This window comes from Tenacibaculum retecalamus, assembly GCF_027941755.1.
Classification (GTDB): domain Bacteria; phylum Bacteroidota; class Bacteroidia; order Flavobacteriales; family Flavobacteriaceae; genus Polaribacter; species Polaribacter haliotis_B.
Genome location: NZ_CP115916.1, coordinates 2,264,504 through 2,286,846 on the forward strand (window position 1 = coordinate 2,264,504; position 22,343 = coordinate 2,286,846).

Here is a 22,343-nt window from a genome sequence, read left to right on the forward strand (position 1 = left end):
ATGAAAATAAAATTCATCGATAGAAAATCTGGCAATTTAATCACCGAAACTCCGCCTGGTGAAGTTTTCTTAAAACTACTTTACAATAATCCGTTCGGGAAAATGGCTGTTTTACCCGTTGCCAAGCGCAAGTTTTTATCTGCTTGGTACGGTAAAAAGATGAACAAACCTTCTTCTGTAAAAAAAATTAAAGGTTTTGTTAAACAACTAGGCATCAATATTGATGAAGCTGAAAAATCAGTTTCAGAATTCACTTCGTTTAACGATTTCTTTTATAGAACACTAAAACCAAGCGCTCGCCCTATTGAAAACGGATTTGTTTCACCTGGTGACGGAAAAATGTTAGCCTTCGAAAACATTGCAGACATTCATGATTTTTTTATAAAAGGACGAAAATTCACCTTAAAAGAATTTTTAGGAAATGATAAATTAGCGGAAAAGCACAAAAACTCATCACTAATTATTTTACGGTTAGCACCAAACGATTATCATCGTTATCATTTTCCATATAGCGGAACTCCTTCAGAAATGACAAAAATAAAAGGAGATTATTTTTCAGTTTCACCGTACGCCTTAGCATCAAATTTTACCAAAGTTTTTTGCGAAAACAAACGTGAGTACTGCATTTTATCATCCGAAGAAAAAGGAGAAATCATCGTAGCCCCTGTTGGTGCAACAATGGTAGGCACCATTATTGAAACCTACAACGCTAATCAATCCGTAAAAAAAGGAGATGAAATGGGTTATTTTGCTTTTGGAGGATCTACAATTGTACTACTTGTTGATAAAGATAAATTAACAATTGATGCTGACATTATAAAAAACACTAAAAATCGTATTGAAACCTTTGTTAAAATGGGTGAAAAAATAGGATTATAAATCATTCAATTTTAACGTTTACTTTCTTTAAAAATCGCTTAAATCACAGAATTATTAGCGCATTAATCCGTAAATTTGCGAAGTTTTACACTTAGCTGATTTACAGATGAAAAAAATATTAGATATTCTTTACTCTACCCGTTTAACGGCAGTACTATTTTTCGTATTTGCCATCGCTATGGGAGTAGCCACTTTTATAGAAAATGATTTTGGAACACAAACCTCTAAAGCGCTAGTTTATAACACTTGGTGGTTTGAATTGATTATGGGATTTTTTGTAATCAATTTTTTTGGAAACATTTTCAGATACCGTTTATACAGAAAAGAAAAATGGGGGGTTTTACTTTTCCACGCTTCTTTTTTATTGATTTTAATTGGTGCGGGAGTTACTCGTTACATAAGCCATGAAGGAATTATGATTATTGATGAAGGAGAAACGACAAACACTTTTTTTTCTGACATCAATTACTTAAATGTTGTTGTTGATAATAACGAGTTTCAAAAAGAAACCAACAACAAACTACTTCTTTCTGCTTGGGGAAGTAATTCTGCTAAATTTACAGAAACTTTTCAACCTAAAAAAGATGGAAAGCAACACGAAATAACATTTAACTTGGTTGATTATATTCCGTGGTCTGAAAAGAAACTTGTTTTAGATGAAAACGGGGTTGAACATTTATTTTTAGTAGAAAGTTCTAGCGGAAGCAGACACGAACATTATATAAAAAGAGGAACCACTCAAAATATTCATAACATACTTGTTAGTTTCGATGTGCCTGAAAACAATGCTTCTGTTAATTTTTATTACGAAGGAGATAATTTAAAAATGGTCTCTAAAAATAATGGTGATTGGCTTAGAATGGCTGATCAGAAAAAAGGTCAGATTGTTAAAGATAGCGCACAACACTTTCAGTTCTTAACACTACATACCATAAAAGGATTGCAGTTTGTAATTCCGAAATCTCCTGAAAAAGGGATTATGAAAACGCTTGCTGGAGAAAAAGACAATAAAAAATACGATACTGTTATTTTTGACATCACTGCAAACGATGAAACCGAAAGAGTAGAATTTTATGGAGGTCAATTTAATGTTGACAATGTTGAAGAGTTTAGCCTTGGCGATTTAAACTTTAGGGCTTGGTATGGTGCTAAAAAACGATATACGCCTTTTAAAGTGAAGTTAAATGACTTTCAATTAGAAAAATATCCTGGTTCAGAAAGTGCTGCTGCCTACGCAAGTGAGATTACGGTTATAGCTGAAGAAGAAACTTTTGATTTTAGAATTTTCATGAATAATATTTTAGATTACAAAGGGTATAAATTATTTCAATCTAGTTATAAAATTGACGGTGAACATGAACAAACTCACCTATCTGTAAACCACGATTTCGTTGGTACTTGGATTACCTACATTGGATATTTCTTATTATTTTTCGGGTTAATCTGTATACTATTTATTAAAAACACACGCTTTGACGATTTAAAAAAATCATTAGAAAAAGTAAAAGTTAAAAAAGCAGGCTTATCTGTAATTCTATTATTGTTTTCACTTGGTGCTTTTAGTCAACATAATGCGCCACACAAACCAAAACAACTTTCAGAAGTACAAATAGACTCTATTTTAACGAGTAACAAAGCGAGCCTTGAGCATACCACCAAATTCAGCTCATTAGTAATACAAGATGTTGGTGGTAGAATGAAACCAGCCCACACTTTAGCTTCTGAACTGGTTAGAAAAGTAGCACATACCAATAACTTTAAAGGAATGAATCCGACACAAGTGTTGCTTTCTATTACTGAAATGCCGATGCTTTGGCTGAATGTTCCTTTTGTTTATTTAGAAAAAGGAAATACACAAATAAGAGAACTTTTGGGTGTAGCTAAAGATGCTAAATATGCTAGATTTATTGACTTTTACGACACTAAAGGAACTTCTAAAATAGGAAAATTAGTTACTGAGGCGCAAAAGAAAAATGTAAAAAATAAATTTGAAACTGACCTTGTTAAAGTAGAACAAAGAGTTTGGTTATTATCACAAACTTTAGGTGGCGGTATGTTACGTATTTACCCAATACCGAATGATGACAATAATAAATGGGTGTCGCAACCAGAAACTTTAAATGCTGGTTTTAAAGGAACCGACTCGGTTTTTGTTCGTCAATCACTACCTGTTTACATGCAACTTTTACAAGTTTCAAGAAAATCGGGAGACTATACCGAAACAAATAAAGTTTTAGGTGGAATTAAAAAATTTCAGCAAAAATTCGGAAAAGAAGTATATCCATCAGAAGATAAAATTGAATTAGAGATTGCCTATAATCAATTCGATGTTTTTAATCGTTTGATTAAGTACTTCGGATTATCTAGTGTGCTTTTAATTATCTTTTTGATTACTCAAATTTTTTCAACTAAAAAATGGATAAATTCTGTAGTTAGAGTATTAATCGCTGTTATTATTGCTTTCTTTATTTTACATACTTTAGGATTGCTTTCTAGATGGTACATTAGCGGAAATGCTCCTTGGAGTAATGCATACGAGTCTATCGTATTTGTTGCTTGGGCAACTATGTTATTTGGATTGATACTTGGAAGAAAATCAACCTTAACAATTGCTGCGGCTACTTTTATAACTGCTATTACTTTGTTTTTTGCAAGTCAGAATTGGTTAGATCCAGAGATTGCAAATCTTCAACCTGTATTAAACTCTTGGTGGTTAAAAGTACATGTATCAATTATTGTAGCTAGTTACGGATCTTTTTCTTTAGGTATGATTTTAGGAATATTTAGTTTATTCTTAATGATTTTTACCAATGCAAAAAACAAGAAGAAAATAGATCTTCATATAAAAGAATTAACAATCATCAACGAAATGTCTATAACTGTTGGATTGGTGATGTTAACCATTGGTACTTTTTTAGGTGGAATGTGGGCGAACGAAAGCTGGGGACGTTATTGGGGATGGGATCCAAAAGAAACTTGGGCGTTGATCTCAATCATGGTATATGCGTTTGTTTTACACATGCGTTTAATTCCTGGATTAAGAGGTAGATATACTTTTAATTTATGGACGATTATCGCTTTTGCATCAATAATGATGACTTACTTTGGTGTGAATTTCTATTTATCAGGTTTACATTCATACGCCAGTGGTGACAAGGTAATTACACCTACCTCAGTTTATTACTCTATTACTTTTGTTTTTATCCTTGGTTTATTCGCTTGGCTTAAATATAAAAAGTTTTATAAAAAATAAACACCTTATTATTTTAACATAAAAAATGTACTTTTACACGTTTATAAAAAGAAAAACATGTTCAATAAAAATATAAAATTAGGATTTGCAGGATTGATAACTTTATGGGCTATTTACGAGTTTGCTCAAGTTCATATAATGAATGGAATTTCGATCCTTTTACTAGCGGGTATTTTCGTTTTCTTTTATTTTAAAAACGAATTTATATTACTTGCCTTTATGCAACTACGTAAACAGAATTTTGACGGCGCTAAAAAATGGTTAGATTATATTAAAAACCCATCTACCGCGTTAATTCAAAAACAAGAAGGTTACTATAATTATTTACATGGAATTATGTTAAGTCAAACCAACATAACACAAGCAGAAAAATTTTTACGCAAAGCTGTTAAGTTAGGTTTAGGTATGGATCATGATTTAGCAATGGCAAAGTTACAATTAGCAGGAATAGCAATGACGAAACGCAGAAAGCGTGAAGCTACTAATTTAATGACAGAGGCTAAAAAATTAGATAAGCACGGCATGTTAAAAGAACAAATGCAAATGATGAAACAACAAATGAAAAAAATATAAGCTTCATTTAAAATTTTGTATTTTTAACATTTAATTAATAATCTATGCTTAAAAAAATAGTCTTAAAAGCTTTTGAAAGATATACTTCTCGATGGATTGTTTTAATTGTAGATCTCATTTTAATATGTTTCTCTTTTATTTTAGCATATGCTGTTCGTTTTAATGCTAGCTTAAATTTTGATGTTGATAATTTATATTATCAAATTCCATTTATATCAACTATTGCTCTTATTAGTTTTTTATCTGTAGGTTCCTATAAAGGTATTATAAGACATACTGGTACTAGAGATGCTTTTAATGTTTTTATTGGAACTACATTACTCTCTACCATAACTATTAGTACTATTTTAATTAATAATATTTTTAAAATAATTCCAAACTTTACAATACCAAAGTCGATTGTAATTATTCATTATTTAATTTCTGTTTTATTATTAGTTATCAGTAGGTATGTTTTTAAAGCATTCTATGAAATAATATCAACAAAATTAAATACGATTACAAATGTACTTATATATGGAGCTGGAAATTCAGGATTAATAACTTATGGAGCTTTAAATAGAGATACTAAAAACAAATATGAAGTATTAGGCTTTATTGATGATGACGAAAAAAAAGCTGGTAAAAAAATTGATCGAATTAAAATTTACTATGGCAAAAAAATAAATAAAAAATTCATTGAAATTAAACATATTGATGAAATAATTATTTCTATCCAAAATATAAAACCTGAAAAGCTACTTTATTTAACTGATACTTTACTGCAGTTGGGAGTTAAAGTAAAAATTGTTCCTCCTCTCTCAAAATGGATTAATGGAGATTTAGAAGCAAATCAAATTAGAAGTATTAAAATAGAAGATTTACTTGATAGAAAACCAATCTCTATTGATAACCCTATAGTTCAGAGAGATGTTAACGACAAGGTAATATTAGTTACTGGAGCTGCAGGATCAATTGGCTCTGAAATATCAAGGCAACTTAGTTTATACAAGCATAAACATCTAGTTTTAATTGATCAGGCTGAATCCGCTCTATACGACCTTCAACAAGAACTTATTCAAAAAAACAGAAAAAACTTCACTTCTATCGTTGCTGACGTTAGAGATTATATAAGGATGTCTCTAATCTTTGAGCAATACAAACCAGAAAAAGTATTTCATGCCGCTGCCTACAAACACGTTCCTCTAATGGAAATGAGCCCTTACGAAGCTGTTAAAATAAACATTGGAGGCACCAAAAACATAGCAGACTTGGCGATAAAGCATAATGTAGAGCGTTTTGTTATGGTATCTACAGATAAGGCTGTAAATCCTACAAATGTTATGGGAGCAACAAAAAGAGTTGCTGAGATGTACATTAGTTGCTTAAGCAATGCCACCGATCATAAAACTAAATTTACAATAACTCGCTTTGGAAATGTTTTAGGTTCAAACGGATCCGTTATTCCTCTTTTTAAAAAGCAAATTGAAAACGGGGGATCTTTAACTGTTACTCATAAAAATATCACTCGTTATTTTATGACAATACCAGAAGCATGTAGCTTAGTTCTTGAAGCAGGAACAATGGGAAATGGTGGTGAGATTTATATTTTTGACATGGGTAAATCAGTGAAAATATATGAAATTGCCAAAAGGATGATTCATTTATCAGGTTTAATATTCCCTGATGACATTGATATAAAAATAACCGGTTTACGTCCTGGTGAAAAATTATATGAAGAACTCTTAGCAAATGGAGAGAACACAGCTCCTACCTATCATGAAAAAATTATGATTGCTAAAAACCAACAAATTGATGTAAACCTTATTAGTGCTAAAATTTTAGATTTGTGTAACTCTAATAAAAAACATGATAATCAAAAAACAGTGCAACTAATAAAAAGCATTGTTCCTGAATATATATCTAATAATTCAATCTATGAAAAATTAGATATTGTTACAAAAAATTAAATTTGTATTTTCGCAAAAAAAAAGATGCAAAAAGTATCAAAAATAATGTTAACGATTGTTTTGTTAACAATCACTTCATGTGTTTCTAAAAAAAGTATTGTGTATTTTCAAAATGATAATACTACTCAACTACAAACAAATAATACACATAAAACAACTTTAAAGCCTAGTGACTTAATAGAAATCACAATATCAGCTCTTGATCAGGAAGCGGTTAAACCCTTTAACCTACCTGGAGTTGCTGCTAATACACAAAACTCATCACAAGGAAACTCATATTTAATAGACAGTGAAGGTTATATTGAATTTCCTCTTTTAGGAAGAATTAAACTAGGCTCATTAACTAGAGTAGAAGCTATTGCTTTTTTAAAAAGAAAACTATCTCCAGATTATGTTAAAAGTCCTTCTGTAAATATAAAAATATCAAATTTTTCTGTGACTGTTTTAGGTGATGTCAAAAGGCCTGGTAGATTTACCATTCCTAATGAACGAATATCTGTTATCGAAGCCATTGGTTTAGCAGGAGATTTAAATATTTCAGGAATAAGAAATATTGAGATAAAAAGAGAGGAAAATAATAAAATAGTAACATATCTATTAGATTTACGTTCAAATAATATTTTTGCATCTCCTGCTTATTACTTGCAACAAAATGATATAGTTTATGTAAGCCCTAACAAAGCCACATCACAATCAGCTTCTTTTAACAAAAATACTGGACTTTTCATTTCTGTAGGTTCTGTAATAATTTCTCTAATTGCTATTTTAACAAGATAAATTAATATGAATAACAATCAATATTCTTCCAAAATAGATAATAACGATACTATTAATATTAGAGCTGAATTAGAAAAATACCTAGTTCATTGGAAATGGTTTGCTCTAGGGATTATTGCTTCCATAACGTTAGCTTTTTTGAATTTGCGCTATAGTACACCAAAGTATAGTGTATCTACGACTATCTTAATAAAGAATGATCAAAAAGGAGGGCTCTCTGGTGAATTAGCAGCATTTCAAGATTTAGGTATTGTTGGAAACTCTGGAAAAAATATAGATAATGAAATTCAAATAATAAAATCTAGAAAATTAATTTTTGACGTTATAGAAAAATTAAATTTGAATATTAAATATATCTCAGAGGGTAGATTAAAGGAGTCTGAAATTTATAATAAAAATTCAATAAAATTTTTATTTGACACCTCTTCTTCTTCTCATAACTTAAATGCTGTTTTTAATATTCAAATCTTATCTGACCTAAAATTTAAATTATTTGATATAGATGGCAATTTTCTTTCTGACAATTCTTTTAACGAGCCTGTAATTCATCCTAATTTTGGTAGTTTCAAAATTGTTAAAACTTCATTATTTAGTAAAAACTCAATAAATACGAATCTTAAAATCATAATTTCTTCTATAGAAAACACAATAAACTCTTATCAAGGAAGAATATCAGTAGACCCCGTTAGTAGAGGTTCTAGTGTATTAAAACTTTCTCTTCAATCTGCAATTATAGAGAAAGCTCAAGATATACTTGATGAACTTGTAACACAATACAATGAAGATGCAATAAAAGACAAAAAAGAAGTTTCTGAAAAAACAAATAGTTTTATTATTGAACGATTAAGTAACATTGGAAAAGAACTCGCTATAATAGATGATAATATTGAAACTTTTAAAGATCAAAATAATATTACTGACATACAGTCTGAAGCTCAATTAACTCTACAAACGAATACTGAAAATCGTCAAAAATTAATTGAAGCTACCACTGAATTAAATTTAGCAAAATCATTAGATAATGAATTAAATAACAATGACTATTTACCATCAAACTTAGGATTATCTGATTCAAATATAGGACAATCAATCAATCAATATAATCAATTTATCGCTCAATTAAAACGTTTGGAAAAGAGCGCTGGAGCTAAAAACACTGCTCTTATTCAGGTTCAAGAAGAAATTTCAAACCTAAAAAAATCATTAAAACGTAGTCTTCTAAACTCTGTTAGATCTTTACAATTTAGAGTTAATAGCTTACAAAAAGAATCAAATAGATTTAATTCTAAAATTTCTTCAATACCTAGTAAAGAAAGAAAGTTTTTAGATATTGCTCGTAAGCAGCAAATTATAGCTGGTTTATATTCTTATTTGTTAAATAAAAAAGAAGAAACAGCTATATCATTAACAGCTACTGCTGTACCGAACGCAAAAATTATAGATAAAGCTTATGGATCTAACACGCCAATAAGCCCTAAAAGAAAAATAATATATTTATCTGCCCTACTTTTTGGAGTCTTAATCCCATTTATAATTATATATTTAAGAGATTTACTAGACACTAAAGTTCATACTAAAAAAGATATTGAAGAACATACAACAATCCCTTTTTTAGGCGATATTCCACACTCTACAACTAAAGAAAAAATAGTTATCAATGCTGGAGCTCGCTCTAGTACTGCAGAAGCATTTAGATTGATTAGAACCAATTTAGATTTTATGCTCCCTCAAAAAATTAATAAAGGAAAAATAATTTTTGTAACCTCTACAACAAGTGGTGAAGGAAAATCTTTTACCTCTATTAATTTAGCTGCCTCTTTATCTTTATCTGGAAAGAAAGTTATTTTAGTTGGTATGGATCTAAGAGCTCCTAAAATTACTGAATACCTTGAAATTGCAGACAGAAAAGGGATTACTAATTATATTACGAACGAAAGCATTACATTAGATTCTTTAAAATTTAATATTGATGAAATTCCTAATTTAGATATTATAGCTTCTGGTGCGATTCCCCCTAACCCAGCTGAACTACTTATGACGGATAAAATTAGTTCAATTTTTAGTGAACTAGGAACTACCTATGATTATGTAATTATAGACACTGCTCCTGTAAACTTGGTTACAGATACTTTGTTAATTTCTAAATATGCTGATATTGTTTTATATGTAGCCAGGGCAAATTACCTAGATAAAAGAATGTTAATTGTTCCGCAAAGTCTATATAAAGATAAAAAGCTACCTAAATTAGCTATCGTTTTAAACGATACGGATATGAACCGTGGTTATGGATATGGGTATGGGTATGGGTATGGGTATGGGTATGGAGTAGCAGAAGAAGATACAAAACCTTGGTATAAAAAAATATTTTAAAAATTCAGATACTAAAAAAGGAAGCAAAATTACTTCCTTTTTTAGTATCTGAATTTTTTATTATTCTCTAACAAATGTTCAATTTGCTTTTTTGTTTTTGTATTTCCTATGGTATTCAATAACTTTAAGTGCTTATGATGGTGGGTATCTGTACCCACAAAATCATATAAATTTTCTTTTAATAGTTTTTTCGCTGTCTTTTGCACCCCTTTTCCATATTGTGCTGTTAAAGACAATAAGTTTAATTGAAAAACACAACCTGCCTTTTTTAATTTATAATAATCATTAAAATCATTATGGTAAAAACTATAGCGCTCAGGATGTGCTAACACAGGCTTATATCCTTTTAATTGAATTTGATACAGTATATCATACAAGTTATAAGGAGCATTAAAATATGACATCTCTACGAGAATAAAGTTATCTTTTAACACTAGAATATCGTCTTTATTCAAACGCTCAATAAACTGTTCATCCATCATATACTCAGCTGCAGCGTTTATCTTTATATCTTTCAACCCTCTATTATCTAATTCTACTCTTACCTCTTTAAGTTTACCTTGTATTAATTCAGTAGAGTTAGGATATACATCCCCTAAAACATGAGGAGTTGTAATAAAATTTTTTATTCCATAAGAATACATTTTTAATAGTAACGATATAGTATCTTCTAAATCTTTTGCGCCATCATCTATTCCCGGTAAAAGATGAGAATGAATATCGACAAAACCTTCTGGAAAAAACTGTTCCAAAGAAATTTCTTTTTTCTTGAAAAAAAACATAATTATAATTCTCTTATTTAATTACAAATTTAATACAATAAATGTATAACAAACTTTATACCACTACTAATTATATAAACAAATTATATTAAGTATTACTTTTTTAAATTGGTTGTTTATATTTGAAGCAAAAACTACAAAATGATTTTAATTGCAGATGGAGGTTCAACAAAAACAGATTGGATTGCTCTTAATAAAAATGATAAAAAAGAGCTTTTTAGAGCTAAATCATTAGGCTTAAATCCTGCAGTTCTTTTAAAGAATCAATTATTACATCGAATCGATAAAACGCCTGAATTAATTGCTATAAAATCGAAAGTACAAAAGATTTATTTTTACGGAGCAGGTTGTGGATCGCCACAATCTATTCAGATTTTAGAAGCGGTATTACAAATAGTTTTCCCAAATGCAAAAATCACTATTTCAGAAGATCTTTTAGGTGCTGTTTACGCAGCTACTGCTAATAAGCCTGCCATTGTTTGTATTTTAGGAACAGGATCCAACAGTTGTTATTATAACGGAACCTCTATAAACAAAATTCATCCATCACTGGGATATACAATTATGGATGAAGCTAGTGGTAATTATTTTGGTAAACGATTATTAAGAGATTTCTACTATCAAAAAATGCCTAAAAACTTAGCTAAAATATTTGCTAATCAATTTAATCTTGAGATTGATTTCGTTAAAATCAACTTATATAAAACACCAAATCCAAATATGTATTTAGCTTCGTTTGCAGAATTTATGTTCGAATACAAAAATGACCAATACATAAAAAAACTAATAAAGAAAGGATTTCGTAAATATTTCAAATATCAAATATTGCCTTATAACAAAGAATCCTCAACACCTCTTTACTTCATAGGCTCTATTGCTTATTATTTTAGCCATTTTTTAGAAGAGGTAGCATTAAAAAATAATCTAATCATTACCGATATAATACAACGCCCTATTGATGATTTAGTCAAATTTCACCAAAAGAACACTTTTTAACAAAGTGAAACAATTCTCTCTAAAGCCATTCCCCTTGATCCTTTTATCAAAATAATGCTTTTTTTAACCGGGTTATTTAATAGATGTTCTTTCAACTCCTCAAAATCTAAAAACTTAAGATAGTTTGTTTCTGTTTTATGGAAGTGCTCTCCAATAAAAAAGACTGAATCAAATTTAAATTCTGTAGCTAAATCGACTATATTTTGATGCTCTTTAACGCTGTAATCACCCAATTCAAACATATCACCAATGATAATAGTTTTATGTCTACTTTCAAGATCGTTAAAGCTTTCTAAAGCGGCTTTCATACTCGTTGGATTTGCATTATACGCATCAAGAATAATCTTGTTATTATCCGTATCAATTACCTGAGATCGATTATCTGATGGAATAAAGTTTTCAATTGCTTCTTTTATTTTCTCTTTTGATACCTTAAAATAATGACCGATAGTGATCGCTGCGGCAATATTTGAAAAATTATAAGCACCAATTAAATTACTTTGTATTTCTAGTGAATCAAATGATAATTTAACAAACGGATTTGCATTTATATAAACAATAGACTCATTAAATAAAACAACAGTTGCTTTTGTAGTTTTAACTAATTGAATAGAATCTTCTGGATTAACAAAAACTTTTTTTTCATTACTAATTAAGAAATCATACAACTCCGATTTTGCCTTAACAACGCCTTCTAGAGAGCCAAAACCTTCTAAATGTGCACTTCCAAAATTGGTTATATATCCAAAATCCGGATTTGATATCTCTGATAAACAAGCAATTTCATTAGGATGATTTGCCCCCATTTCAACAATACCAATTTCGGTTGCTGCCGTCATAGATAATAATGTTAGCGGCACACCAATATGATTATTCAAATTACCTATTGTTGCTGTTGTCTTATATTTTGATGATAATACAGCATTAATTAACTCTTTCGTTGTCGTTTTACCATTACTTCCTGTTAAAGAAATAATTGGAATCCCTAACATATCTCTGTGATATTTTGCTAATTCTTGGAGTGTTTTTAACACATCTTCAACTAAAATTATATTTTCTGAAGTTTTATATGCTACCTCATCAATAACTGAAAAATCAGCGCCTTTCGCTACGGCTTCTTCAGCAAATTTGTTTCCATTAAAATTTTCTCCTTTTAATGCAAAAAAAATGGTATTCTCTCTAATATTTCTAGTATCCGTATCAACTAAACCATGTTGAATATATAACTTATATAAATCTGCTATCTCCATGTTGTAAAAATAAAAAAACCTCATTGAATTTCAATGAGGTTTTTTATTGTATTATTTTGTTTATTTAGCTTTATCCGGAACAGCTCTTTTTCTTTTATTTAACATCATTGGCCCCATTTTGTCGGTAGCACATCTAAATCCTATGAAGTTAGTTGCCATATATTCTGGAAAGTACCTTCTTTGAGCAGGATCTAACCAATATTCTCTATCTGCCCATGAACCTCCTTTATAAACTCTAGATTTATCACTAACCAACGTAGTTCTTCTTTTAGAGTCGTACTTATAATTATCGATTGCATTCCCTAAAGAATCTCTTTCAGATTCTGGTTTTTGAGGTGAATTATACATTCTTGAAGCACTATCTAACTGATCTTTATCTAAACCATAATCTTTCGAAGAAGATTGATCTCCATCTCCTAAGCTTGAGTTATTTGCTAAGTTATAATTTCTTCTCATATAAGTATCTTCCTTTGTAATTGGAATATACTTAACACTTCCTGGTAAATCTTTAGGTACAATTCTTCCGTTTTCTAGAGTATCATATTCTATCTCCCCCATTTCATCTCCAACAATAACAACCTTACCGTTTTGATCTATTAACTTTTTTGTAAAAACATTTCCTCTGAAATAATTAAAGTCATTTGCTTCAGAATCAATTATAGGACGATACACATCCTCTACCCATTCAGCAACGTTACCTGACATGTCATACAAACCATAAGCATTTGGTGGATAACTCCTAGCTGCGTTAGGGATATCTGACCCATCACTACTCCAACCTGCAATACCACTATAATCCCCTTTACCTTGTTTAAAGTTAGCTAACTGATCTCCTCGCCTTCTCTTATCTCTATCACGTGTATATTTACCGTCCCAAGAATATTTTTTTCTTCCACGAATATTATTATACTCACGATTTTCGAAAACTGCTTTTGCTGCATATTCCCATTCTACCTCTGTTGGAAGTCTAAATTTCTGTGCTAAAATTCCATCCGAAGATGTAACTTGTCTACCTGAAAACTTATCTTTCTCTGGTTTTGGTTCTCCTTTTTTTCTTGGTAATGGAATTCCTTTTTTATAAATTGTTGAGTCTCCTTCAAACAACGCGTATGGATTTGTTAAATAAGTATCCGTATCAAAGTTATTTTTACCTCTAAAACTTAATGAATCTTCTTTAAAGATATTTTTAATAACACCTTTATCCATTAATATTTTTAAATTCACTGCATTTGTACGCCATTTACAGTATTTATTAGCCTGTAACCAACTAACACCTACAACAGGGTACTCTGCATAAGACGGATGTCTCAAATAACTTTCTGATAGTAAATTTGTATTTCCTAATCCTTTTCTCCACACCAAAGTATCTGGTAAGACAGAGTGATAAATATTCTTAAACTGTGGCTCTTCTGGAGGAAATATGTCTTTTGTATATTGCATAAACAAACCATATTCTGCATTTGTAACCTCAGTTTCATCCATATAAAAAGAACGAACGTGCATTTTCTTTGGTGTTGTATTCCAATCAAACATAACGTCATCTTGCACTAATCCCATCGTAAAACTACCTCCTTCAATATGCACCATTCCTGGAGGTACTCCTTTACCATTTTTATCTTCACCTTTTAAATAACCTCCATAATTAGGGTCATTAAAATTCCAACCAGTCAATGAAGATCTACTTGAACTACCACTTCTATTGCTCTTACAAGAAGAAACCAATAACACAGTGACAATCAATAAACTAAATATTTTTAATGTGCTTTTCATGTATTTTCAACTATTTTAGGGGTGGCGCAATTTACAATATTTATAACTCCTTACAACTAATTTATTTATAAATTGAAGTATATAGTGTTGCTATTGCAAGATTACTAACGACCATTATTTAAGTTTAGTATTACGAATTTAAGAAAAAGATTAAATATGCACCATTAAAAATCATTATTTTATACAACACAATATTCAAATTTTTATATCGTTTAGAACTTATACTTAAAAAAAAACATAAAACTTTAGCATTTTTTTAAGAAAACTTTATATTTGCTCAACTAACAATCAAATTATTACATGAAAAAATTATCTTTTTTATTATTTTTTGTCTGTTTTGCCCTTCAAACCAAAGCACAACAAATTACAACAGCAACACCTTTTTTATTAATATCGTCTGACGCACGTGCTGGTGGTATGGGAGACGTTGGTGTCGCAACATCTGCTGATGCATTTTCTATTTTTCATAATCCTGCTAAAACAGTTTTCAATGAAAACAAAATAAGTATTGGCTTAAATTACACACCTTGGTTACGTAATTTAACTGATGATATTTTTGTTGGAAACGCATCTTATGTAAATAGGTTTAAAGAAAATGCTGCTTGGGGAGTGGATATTAAATATTTCTCTCTTGGTCAAGTTCAATTAACAGATTTAGACGGTAATAGTCAAGGAACAATAAACCCGAATGAATTTGCTATTACAGGTATCTATTCTATGAAATTGAGTGAAAAATTCTCAATGGGTGTTGGATTTAAATACATCAACTCTAACCTAGACATTAACAGTAGTAGTATTAATGCGGTAAACTCAATAGCTTTTGATCTTTCTGGATATTATCAATCAGACGAGAAGAACTACGGAAATTTTAATGGTCGTTATCGCCTAGGATTTAATATCGCAAATATTGGTCCAAAAGTACAGTATACTAACGGAGGTTCTGAAAGCTTTATTCCAACTAATGCAAAATTAGGGGGTGGTTTCGATTTTATTTTAGACAGCAAAAACACGTTGGGTCTTAGTCTCGAATTCACAAAATTATTAGTTCCTTCTAGCGGAGCTGATTCCTCTAGAGGTTGGTTCGAAGGAATGTTTACTTCTTTAGGTGATAGAGATTTTAGTGAAGAGCTTAAAGAAACAACTTGGGCGTTAGGTGCCGAATATTCATATAATAATGCATTTGCTCTTAGAGCTGGATACTTTCATGAAAGTGAACAAAAAGGCCTGAGACAATTTTTAACTTTCGGTACTGGTTTTACAGCCAAAGCATTTAATTTAGATTTATCTTATTTAATAAATACATCATCAGTTAATAACCCGCTAGAAAACACTTTACGATTTTCTTTATCATTTGATTTAGGAGAAATTTACTAGGTTTATTAAATTGTAGATTTTTTTTAATAAATTCGTATCATAATACAAAAGCAGTCTAACAGGCTGCTTTTTTTGACCAACACTATTTCTTTATGGAAAAAATAGAATTAAAGACTTCTGCGACTCTTTTTAACAATGTATCGGAATTAGCTCAAGAAGATAAATTACTTATGGATAAAGCCATTGAAGCGAGAGCTAAAGCTTACGCCCCTTACTCTAAATTTAGCGTAGGTGCTGCTTTCTTATTAGAAAACGGTGTAATTATTTTGGGTAACAACCAAGAAAATGCGGCATATCCATCTGGAATGTGCGCTGAGAGGGTTGGAATATGGAAAGTTGGCTCTGAATTTCCTGGAGTGAAAATTAAAAAATTAGCCATTACTGCTGCTTCAGAAAATTTAACAGTAGACAAACCTGTTGTAGCCTTGTGGTGCATGTAGACAAACTTTATCTGAATACGAAATCAATCAAAAAGAACCAATAGAAATACTTTTTATGGGAGAAATTGGCAAGGTTGTAAAAACAACATCGTTACTTTCATTACTTCCTTTTTCTTTCGATAGCTCATATTTATAAACACACTCTAGAAATCACAAGCTCAAAAAAGATAACTCTTTTTTTAAAATATTTAATTATAAAGCCATTTTTTAAGGATTCTACAATTCTTTTAAAATGGCTTTAAATTAATGCTTTAGTGTAATTTAAAATGCTTTATTTGTATCTACAATCCCTAATAATTTAGAATGACATCAGCAGTAATTACAGGTACAGGTTCATACATCCCCTCAATAAAAAAAGAAAATAATCAGTTTTTAGAAAGTTCATTTTTAAATGCTGATGGAACTTCTTTTAAAAACACGAACAGTGTAATTATTGAAAAATTTAAATCGATTACTGGTATTGAAGAACGTCGATATACTACGGATAATTATACGGCTTCTGACCTAGGATATTTTGCTGCGGAAAAAGCAATAGAAGATGCCGATTTAAATGCTGAAGAATTAGATTACATAATATTCGCTCATAATTTTGGAGATGTAAAAAAAGACGCTATCCAAAGTGATATACTTCCTAGTTTAGCTAGTCGCGTAAAACATTTACTCCAAATAAAAAATCCAAATTGTGTTGCATATGATATTTTATTCGGATGTCCAGGTTGGGTTGAAGGTGTCATTCAAGCACAAGCTTTTATAAAAGCAGGGATTGCTAAGAAGTGTTTAGTTATTGGTGGAGAAACTTTATCGCGAGTTGTTGATAAGTACGATCGTGATTCTATGATTTATAGTGATGGCGCAGGCGCTTGTGTTGTTGAATTAAAAGAAGGTAGTGAAAGCGGAATCTTAAGTCATGCCTCACAAACTTTTACCAAAGAAGAAGCGTATTTTTTATTCTACGGAAACTCTTTTAATAAAAATTTAGATAAAGATGTTCGTTATATAAAAATGCACGGACGTAAAATTTACGAATTTGCATTAAATAACGTGCCTAAAGCAATGAAAACTGCGCTAGATAAAAGTGGAATTGAAATTGACGCAGTTAAAAAAATATTCATTCATCAAGCAAATGAAAAAATGGATGATGCAATTATCAAACGTTTTTATAGATTGTATAAAAAGCCAATTCCTGTAGGCATTATGCCGATGAGTATTCATAAACTAGGTAACAGCTCGGTGGCAACCGTACCTACTTTATTAGATTTAGTACTAAAAGGGAATGTCGAAAATCAAGAAGTACAAAAAGGCGATGTAATAATACTTGCGTCTGTGGGTGCGGGAATGAATATAAACGCTGTCGTTTATCGTTATTAAAAAACTTCAAAAAATCTAAATTCAAATACTAAAAGTCTAAAATCTAAGTACTATTTTTGCATATGCAACAACACAACGTACTTATTTTAGATTTCGGATCGCAATACACACAACTTATTGCTCGCCGTGTTAGAGAATTAAACATTTATTGTGAAATTCACCCGTATAACAAAATTCCACAAAACTTAAACGACTTTAAAGCTGTAATCCTTTCTGGTAGTCCAAACTCTGTTCGTTCAGAAACGGCTTTACATCCTGATTTATCAGAAATTAGAGGAAAAAAACCAGTATTAGCTGTTTGTTATGGAGCGCAATATTTAGCCCACTTTTCTGGCGGATTAGTAGCACCATCAAACACAAGAGAATATGGTAGAGCAAACTTATCGTTTGTAAAAGAAGGAGAAGAATTCTTTTCAAATATCTCTGAAGGAAGTCAGGTTTGGATGAGTCATTCAGATACTATCAAAAACTTACCAACAAACGGAATATTATTAGCAAGCACTCACGATGTAGAAAATGCTGCTTATAAAATTGAAGGAGAAACAACATATGCAATTCAATTTCACCCAGAAGTATATCATTCTACTGATGGTAAACAATTATTACAAAATTTTTTAGTTAATATAGCTGAAGTAGCACAAACTTGGACACCAGATTCATTTGTAGATGAAACAGTTGCTGATATACAAGCAAAAGTTGGAACAGACAAAGTTGTTTTAGGTTTATCTGGAGGTGTAGATTCTACCGTAGCAGCCGTATTATTACACAAAGCTATCGGAAGTAATTTACACTGTATATTTGTTAACAACGGATTATTACGTAAAAATGAATATACTGATGTTTTAAAACAATACGAAGGTATGGGCTTAAACGTAAAAGGAGTAGATGCTTCGGCACGTTTCTTGAATGAGCTTGCTGGCTTAAGTGACCCAGAAGAAAAACGTAAAGCTATTGGTAAAGTTTTTATTGATGTTTTTGATGATGAAGCAAATCAGATTGATGATGCAAAATGGTTGGCACAAGGAACAATTTATCCTGATGTGATTGAGTCTGTTTCTGTAAACGGTGGCTCATCAGCAACCATTAAAAGTCATCATAACGTGGGTGGTTTACCTGATTTTATGAAACTTAAAATTGTAGAGCCTTTACGAATGATTTTTAAAGATGAAGTTCGTCGTGTAGGAGCTTCTATGGGAATTGATAAAGACTTATTAGGTCGTCATCCTTTTCCTGATCCTGGATTAGCTATTCGTATTTTAGGAGATATTACCGAAGAAAAAGTACGTATTTTACAAGAAGTGGATGCTGTTTTTATCAACGGATTAAAAGAAGATGGTTTGTATAATAAAGTATGGCAAGCAGGCGCAATTTTATTACCAGTAAACTCAGTTGGAGTAATGGGAGATGAAAGAACGTACGAAAAAGTAGTTGCCTTACGTGCAGTAGAAAGTACTGATGGTATGACTGCCGATTGGGTAAATTTACCATACGAATTTTTACAAAAAATATCGAATAAAATTATAAACAATGTAAAAGGTGTTAACAGAGTTGTGTACGACATTAGCTCTAAACCACCTGCTACAATTGAGTGGGAATAAAATTCTAAAGAAAAAAATAAATGAAAAAGTTACAGTTTTTACTCTTAGTTTGTATTTTAACATTTGCCGTTTCTTGTGGTCAACAGAAAAGGTATGTGTCCTACAAAACTCAAGAAGGTGAAACAATGCGCGATATTGCTAGTCGTCTTAATATGAAAACAAAGGATTTATTACGTTTAAATCCTGATGTTGATAGACGGCCAGATGCTAATACCGTAATTGTTATTCCAAACCCTGAATTAAACAAAGAAAAATCAACAAAAGTAATAGATACTGTTGTTAATGATACTGAAAATGAAAATTTAGAAGATAGCAACGAAACATCTGGAGAAGAAAACGCTTCAGATGTTTTTCAACAAACAATATATGAATACGAAAATCATACTGTAAAAGCAGGAGAAACTGTTTATCGAATTACTAAGCAATATGAGATTACTAAAGATGATTTAATTAAATGGAATCCTGAATTCCCAGGAATCGAACGCAATATTTTAAGTATCGGTCAAGTATTAAAAGTTAAGTCAATTGAAAAAACAATAACAATTGATAGAAAAGAGGTTTTAAAAAGCTTTTTAACACACACCGTTAAAAGTAAAGAAACAGTGTATAGTTTAACTCGTTTTTATAACATTTCGAAAGATGATTTAATTCGTTTAAATCCAGAATACCCTGGAATTGTAAACAATGAATTATCAATTAACCAGTTATTAAAAATAAAACCAATTGAAGAGGTGAATCCGAATGAAAACTTTCTTTTTTACAAAGACAGTATTCAAGAAGATGTCGCTATTAATTTAGCTATTCTACTTCCCTTTAAAGCTGAAGAATATAAAACAATTTCTTCTAAATATATTTTTAGTAAAGACAAAAACAGTTCTGCTCCATTAGCAAACATGGTTCTCGATTTTTACACTGGTGCTGAAATAGCTATCGATTCAATAAGAAAACAAGGCGTACACGTGAATCCAACTATTTTTGATACCGGAAACAGAGGCAATAACATTACTACAATTTTAGCAGAAGATAAACTGAATAATACAGATGTTGTTATTGGCCCATTTTATTCTGATAAAGCTGAAATAGTTGCTAAAAAAATTAATGCACCTGTTGTGTTTCCTCATTTCTCGAATAACCAACATGAATTTTCAGCAAAAAAACTTATTAAATCAGCTCCTGATAAAAATAATTATACCGATTATTTAATTTCTCATTTAAAAGACAATTATAAAGGTGAACAAATATTTGTTGTAGGTGATGGTAAAATACCATCTAATAATAAAATCGTTAAAATTGTTAATCAATTAAAAAGACACGATTCTATTAAAAATATTCATGTTTTAAAACCTGAAAAAGGATACATAAAACGAAAGTTATTTACAGATAAAATGACCGCTAAAAGGCATAATTGGGTTATCATTACTTCTAACGACAATGTAACAATTGCAGATGTTTTAAATAGTATGATTGGTGTTCCTGATGAAGTAACTGTTCAGGTTTTTGCTATTGAAAAGAGAGACTCTTACGATAAAATAGACAACAATAAGTTAGCAAGCGTAGATTTTACTTACGTTTCTAGTTCTTTTGAAGACAACACTTCTAATGAAGCAAAAGTATTTAACCAAAAGTATTACGCAAAAAACAATACCACTCCTTCTAGCTATGCTATTAAAGGTTTTGATATTACTTATGATGTTTTAATGCGATTGGCTTCTGGTAAAAATTTAATGAATACTTTTAAAGAAGGAGTATCACTTCGATTAGAAAATAAATTTGATTATCGTAAAAGAGCTTTTGGTACAACAAGTAACAAAGGACTCTTTATCATTAAATATAATAAAGATTTAAGTTTAACTAGACTTAAATAAAAACAAAAATGGTATGTCATTAACCTAATTTTAGTGACGTACCTTTTTTAATTATTTATACATTTCTTCATAATACTTTTGATAATCTCCACTTGTAACATTATCTACCCATTCTTGGTTTTCTAAATACCATTTTACTGTTTTTTCTATCCCTTCTTCAAACTGCAATGATGGTTGCCAACCTAATTCATTCTTTAATTTAGAAGAATCAATTGCGTACCTAAAATCATGACCCGCTCTATCAGCTACGAAAGTTAACAGCTTTTCAGAAGCTCCAGCATCTCTACCTAAATAAGCGTCAACAGTTTTAATTAATACTTTTATTAAATCTATATTTTTCCATTCATTAAATCCTCCTATATTATATGTATCTCCTAGTTTTCCTTTGTGAAAAATTACATCTATAGCGCGCGCATGATCATTTACAAACAACCAATCTCTCACGTTTTCCCCTTTTCCGTATACAGGTAAAGGCTTATTATTACAGATATTATTTATAAATAACGGAATTAATTTTTCTGGAAATTGAAACGATCCATAGTTATTAGAACAATTAGAAATTACAATTGGCAAACCATAAGTATCATAAAAAGTTCTTACAAAATGATCTGAAGACGCTTTTGAAGCTGCGTATGGAGAATGAGGGTCGTAAGCTGTGGTTTCTGTAAAAAAACCTTCATCACCTAAACTTCCATATACCTCATCTGTAGAAACGTGATAAAACATTTTATCCTTATAATTTCCCTTCCAGGTATTTTTGGCTGCTTGTAACAAACTTAAAGTTCCCATTACATTTGTTTGCGCAAAAGAAAAAGGATCTTTTATAGATCTATCTACATGAGATTCTGCTGCTAAATGAATAACACTATCTATGTTGTATTTTATAAATATTTCTTCCATTAAGTTATGGTCACAAATATCAGCCCTTACAAACGTATAATTAGGTTTCCCATCAAGATCTTTTAAATTCTCTAAGTTACCAGCATATGTTAATTTATCTAAATTAATAATATTATAATTCGGATAATTATTAACAAATAACCGCACTACATGAGAACCTATAAAACCAGCACCTCCTGTTATTAGTATGCTTTTCATT

General features: G+C 30.4%; 15 protein-coding genes and 1 pseudogene. 12 read left to right on the top strand and 4 right to left on the bottom strand.

The features are described from left to right. From asd to PG912_RS10750, 6 genes are all read left to right on the top strand, one after another. Nucleotides 1-879: an archaetidylserine decarboxylase gene (gene asd, locus PG912_RS10725; RefSeq protein WP_275687524.1), complete on the top strand. Its 879-nt coding sequence runs from the start codon at nt 1-3 to the stop codon at nt 877-879. A gap of 106 nt (nt 880-985) precedes the next feature. Beyond that, entirely contained in the window at nt 986-4,132 is a 3,147-nt protein-coding gene (gene ccsB, locus PG912_RS10730; RefSeq protein ID WP_275687525.1) for a c-type cytochrome biogenesis protein CcsB, read from the top strand. Between the two features lie 57 nt (nt 4,133-4,189). Beyond that, on the top strand, nt 4,190-4,705 hold the full coding sequence (locus PG912_RS10735) for a DUF2892 domain-containing protein (RefSeq protein WP_275687526.1): 516 nt from the start codon (nt 4,190-4,192) through the stop codon (nt 4,703-4,705). 44 nt (nt 4,706-4,749) lie between these two features. Beyond that, nucleotides 4,750-6,654 carry a polysaccharide biosynthesis protein gene (locus tag PG912_RS10740; protein WP_275687527.1) on the top strand — a complete coding sequence of 635 codons (1,905 nt, stop codon included), beginning with the start codon at nt 4,750-4,752 and terminating at the stop codon, nt 6,652-6,654. Nucleotides 6,655-6,678: 24 nt separating this feature from the next. Beyond that, a complete protein-coding gene (locus PG912_RS10745; protein ID WP_275687528.1) occupies nt 6,679-7,431 on the top strand; it encodes a polysaccharide biosynthesis/export family protein in 753 nt (250 codons plus the stop codon). A gap of 6 nt (nt 7,432-7,437) precedes the next feature. Next, on the top strand, nt 7,438-9,801 hold the full coding sequence (locus tag PG912_RS10750) for a GumC family protein (protein WP_275687529.1): 2,364 nt from the start codon (nt 7,438-7,440) through the stop codon (nt 9,799-9,801). A 41-nt stretch (nt 9,802-9,842) separates the two neighbouring features. Here PG912_RS10750 and PG912_RS10755 read toward each other — a convergent pair whose 3' ends face one another. Next, the gene (locus tag PG912_RS10755) at nt 9,843-10,553 is read right to left on the bottom strand and encodes a tyrosine-protein phosphatase (protein ID WP_275687530.1); all 711 of its coding nucleotides are present in this window, start codon (nt 10,551-10,553) and stop codon (nt 9,843-9,845) included. Nucleotides 10,554-10,724: 171 nt separating this feature from the next. Here PG912_RS10755 and PG912_RS10760 point away from each other — a divergent pair, with 171 nt between their 5' ends. Next, the gene (locus PG912_RS10760) at nt 10,725-11,579 is read left to right on the top strand and encodes an N-acetylglucosamine kinase (RefSeq protein ID WP_275687531.1); all 855 of its coding nucleotides are present in this window, start codon (nt 10,725-10,727) and stop codon (nt 11,577-11,579) included. On the opposite strand, the gene PG912_RS10765 is transcribed toward PG912_RS10760, so the two are convergent. Both PG912_RS10765 and gldJ read right to left on the bottom strand, forming a co-directional pair. Next, nucleotides 11,576-12,829, bottom strand: coding sequence for a UDP-N-acetylmuramoyl-tripeptide--D-alanyl-D-alanine ligase (locus PG912_RS10765; protein ID WP_275687532.1), 1,254 nt, complete (start codon nt 12,827-12,829; stop codon nt 11,576-11,578). The two genes, PG912_RS10760 and PG912_RS10765, sit on opposite strands and share 4 nt — an antisense overlap. Before the next feature lie 60 nt (nt 12,830-12,889). Continuing rightward, entirely contained in the window at nt 12,890-14,599 is a 1,710-nt protein-coding gene (gene gldJ / locus PG912_RS10770; protein ID WP_275687533.1) for a gliding motility lipoprotein GldJ, read from the bottom strand. Nucleotides 14,600-14,899: 300 nt separating this feature from the next. Between gldJ and porV the strand changes: the two genes are divergently transcribed. From porV to PG912_RS10795, 5 genes and pseudogenes are all read left to right on the top strand, one after another. Beyond that, entirely contained in the window at nt 14,900-15,973 is a 1,074-nt protein-coding gene (gene porV, locus PG912_RS10775; RefSeq protein ID WP_275687534.1) for a type IX secretion system outer membrane channel protein PorV, read from the top strand. A 92-nt stretch (nt 15,974-16,065) separates the two neighbouring features. Continuing rightward, nucleotides 16,066-16,549 (top strand): annotated as a pseudogene (gene cdd / locus PG912_RS10780) (cytidine deaminase). Between the two features lie 167 nt (nt 16,550-16,716). Next, nucleotides 16,717-17,781 (top strand): 3-oxoacyl-ACP synthase III family protein, encoded by a 1,065-nt coding sequence (locus tag PG912_RS10785; RefSeq protein WP_275687535.1) that lies wholly within the window; start codon nt 16,717-16,719, stop codon nt 17,779-17,781. 62 nt (nt 17,782-17,843) lie between these two features. Further along, a complete protein-coding gene (gene guaA / locus PG912_RS10790) occupies nt 17,844-19,379 on the top strand; it encodes a glutamine-hydrolyzing GMP synthase (protein WP_275687536.1) in 1,536 nt (511 codons plus the stop codon). 20 nt (nt 19,380-19,399) lie between these two features. After that, the gene (locus tag PG912_RS10795; RefSeq protein WP_275687537.1) at nt 19,400-21,244 is read left to right on the top strand and encodes an amino acid ABC transporter substrate-binding protein; all 1,845 of its coding nucleotides are present in this window, start codon (nt 19,400-19,402) and stop codon (nt 21,242-21,244) included. 51 nt (nt 21,245-21,295) lie between these two features. Here PG912_RS10795 and rfbB read toward each other — a convergent pair whose 3' ends face one another. Next, entirely contained in the window at nt 21,296-22,342 is a 1,047-nt protein-coding gene (rfbB, locus tag PG912_RS10800; protein ID WP_260586854.1) for a dTDP-glucose 4,6-dehydratase, read from the bottom strand. Nucleotide 22,343: the final 1 nt, after the last annotated feature.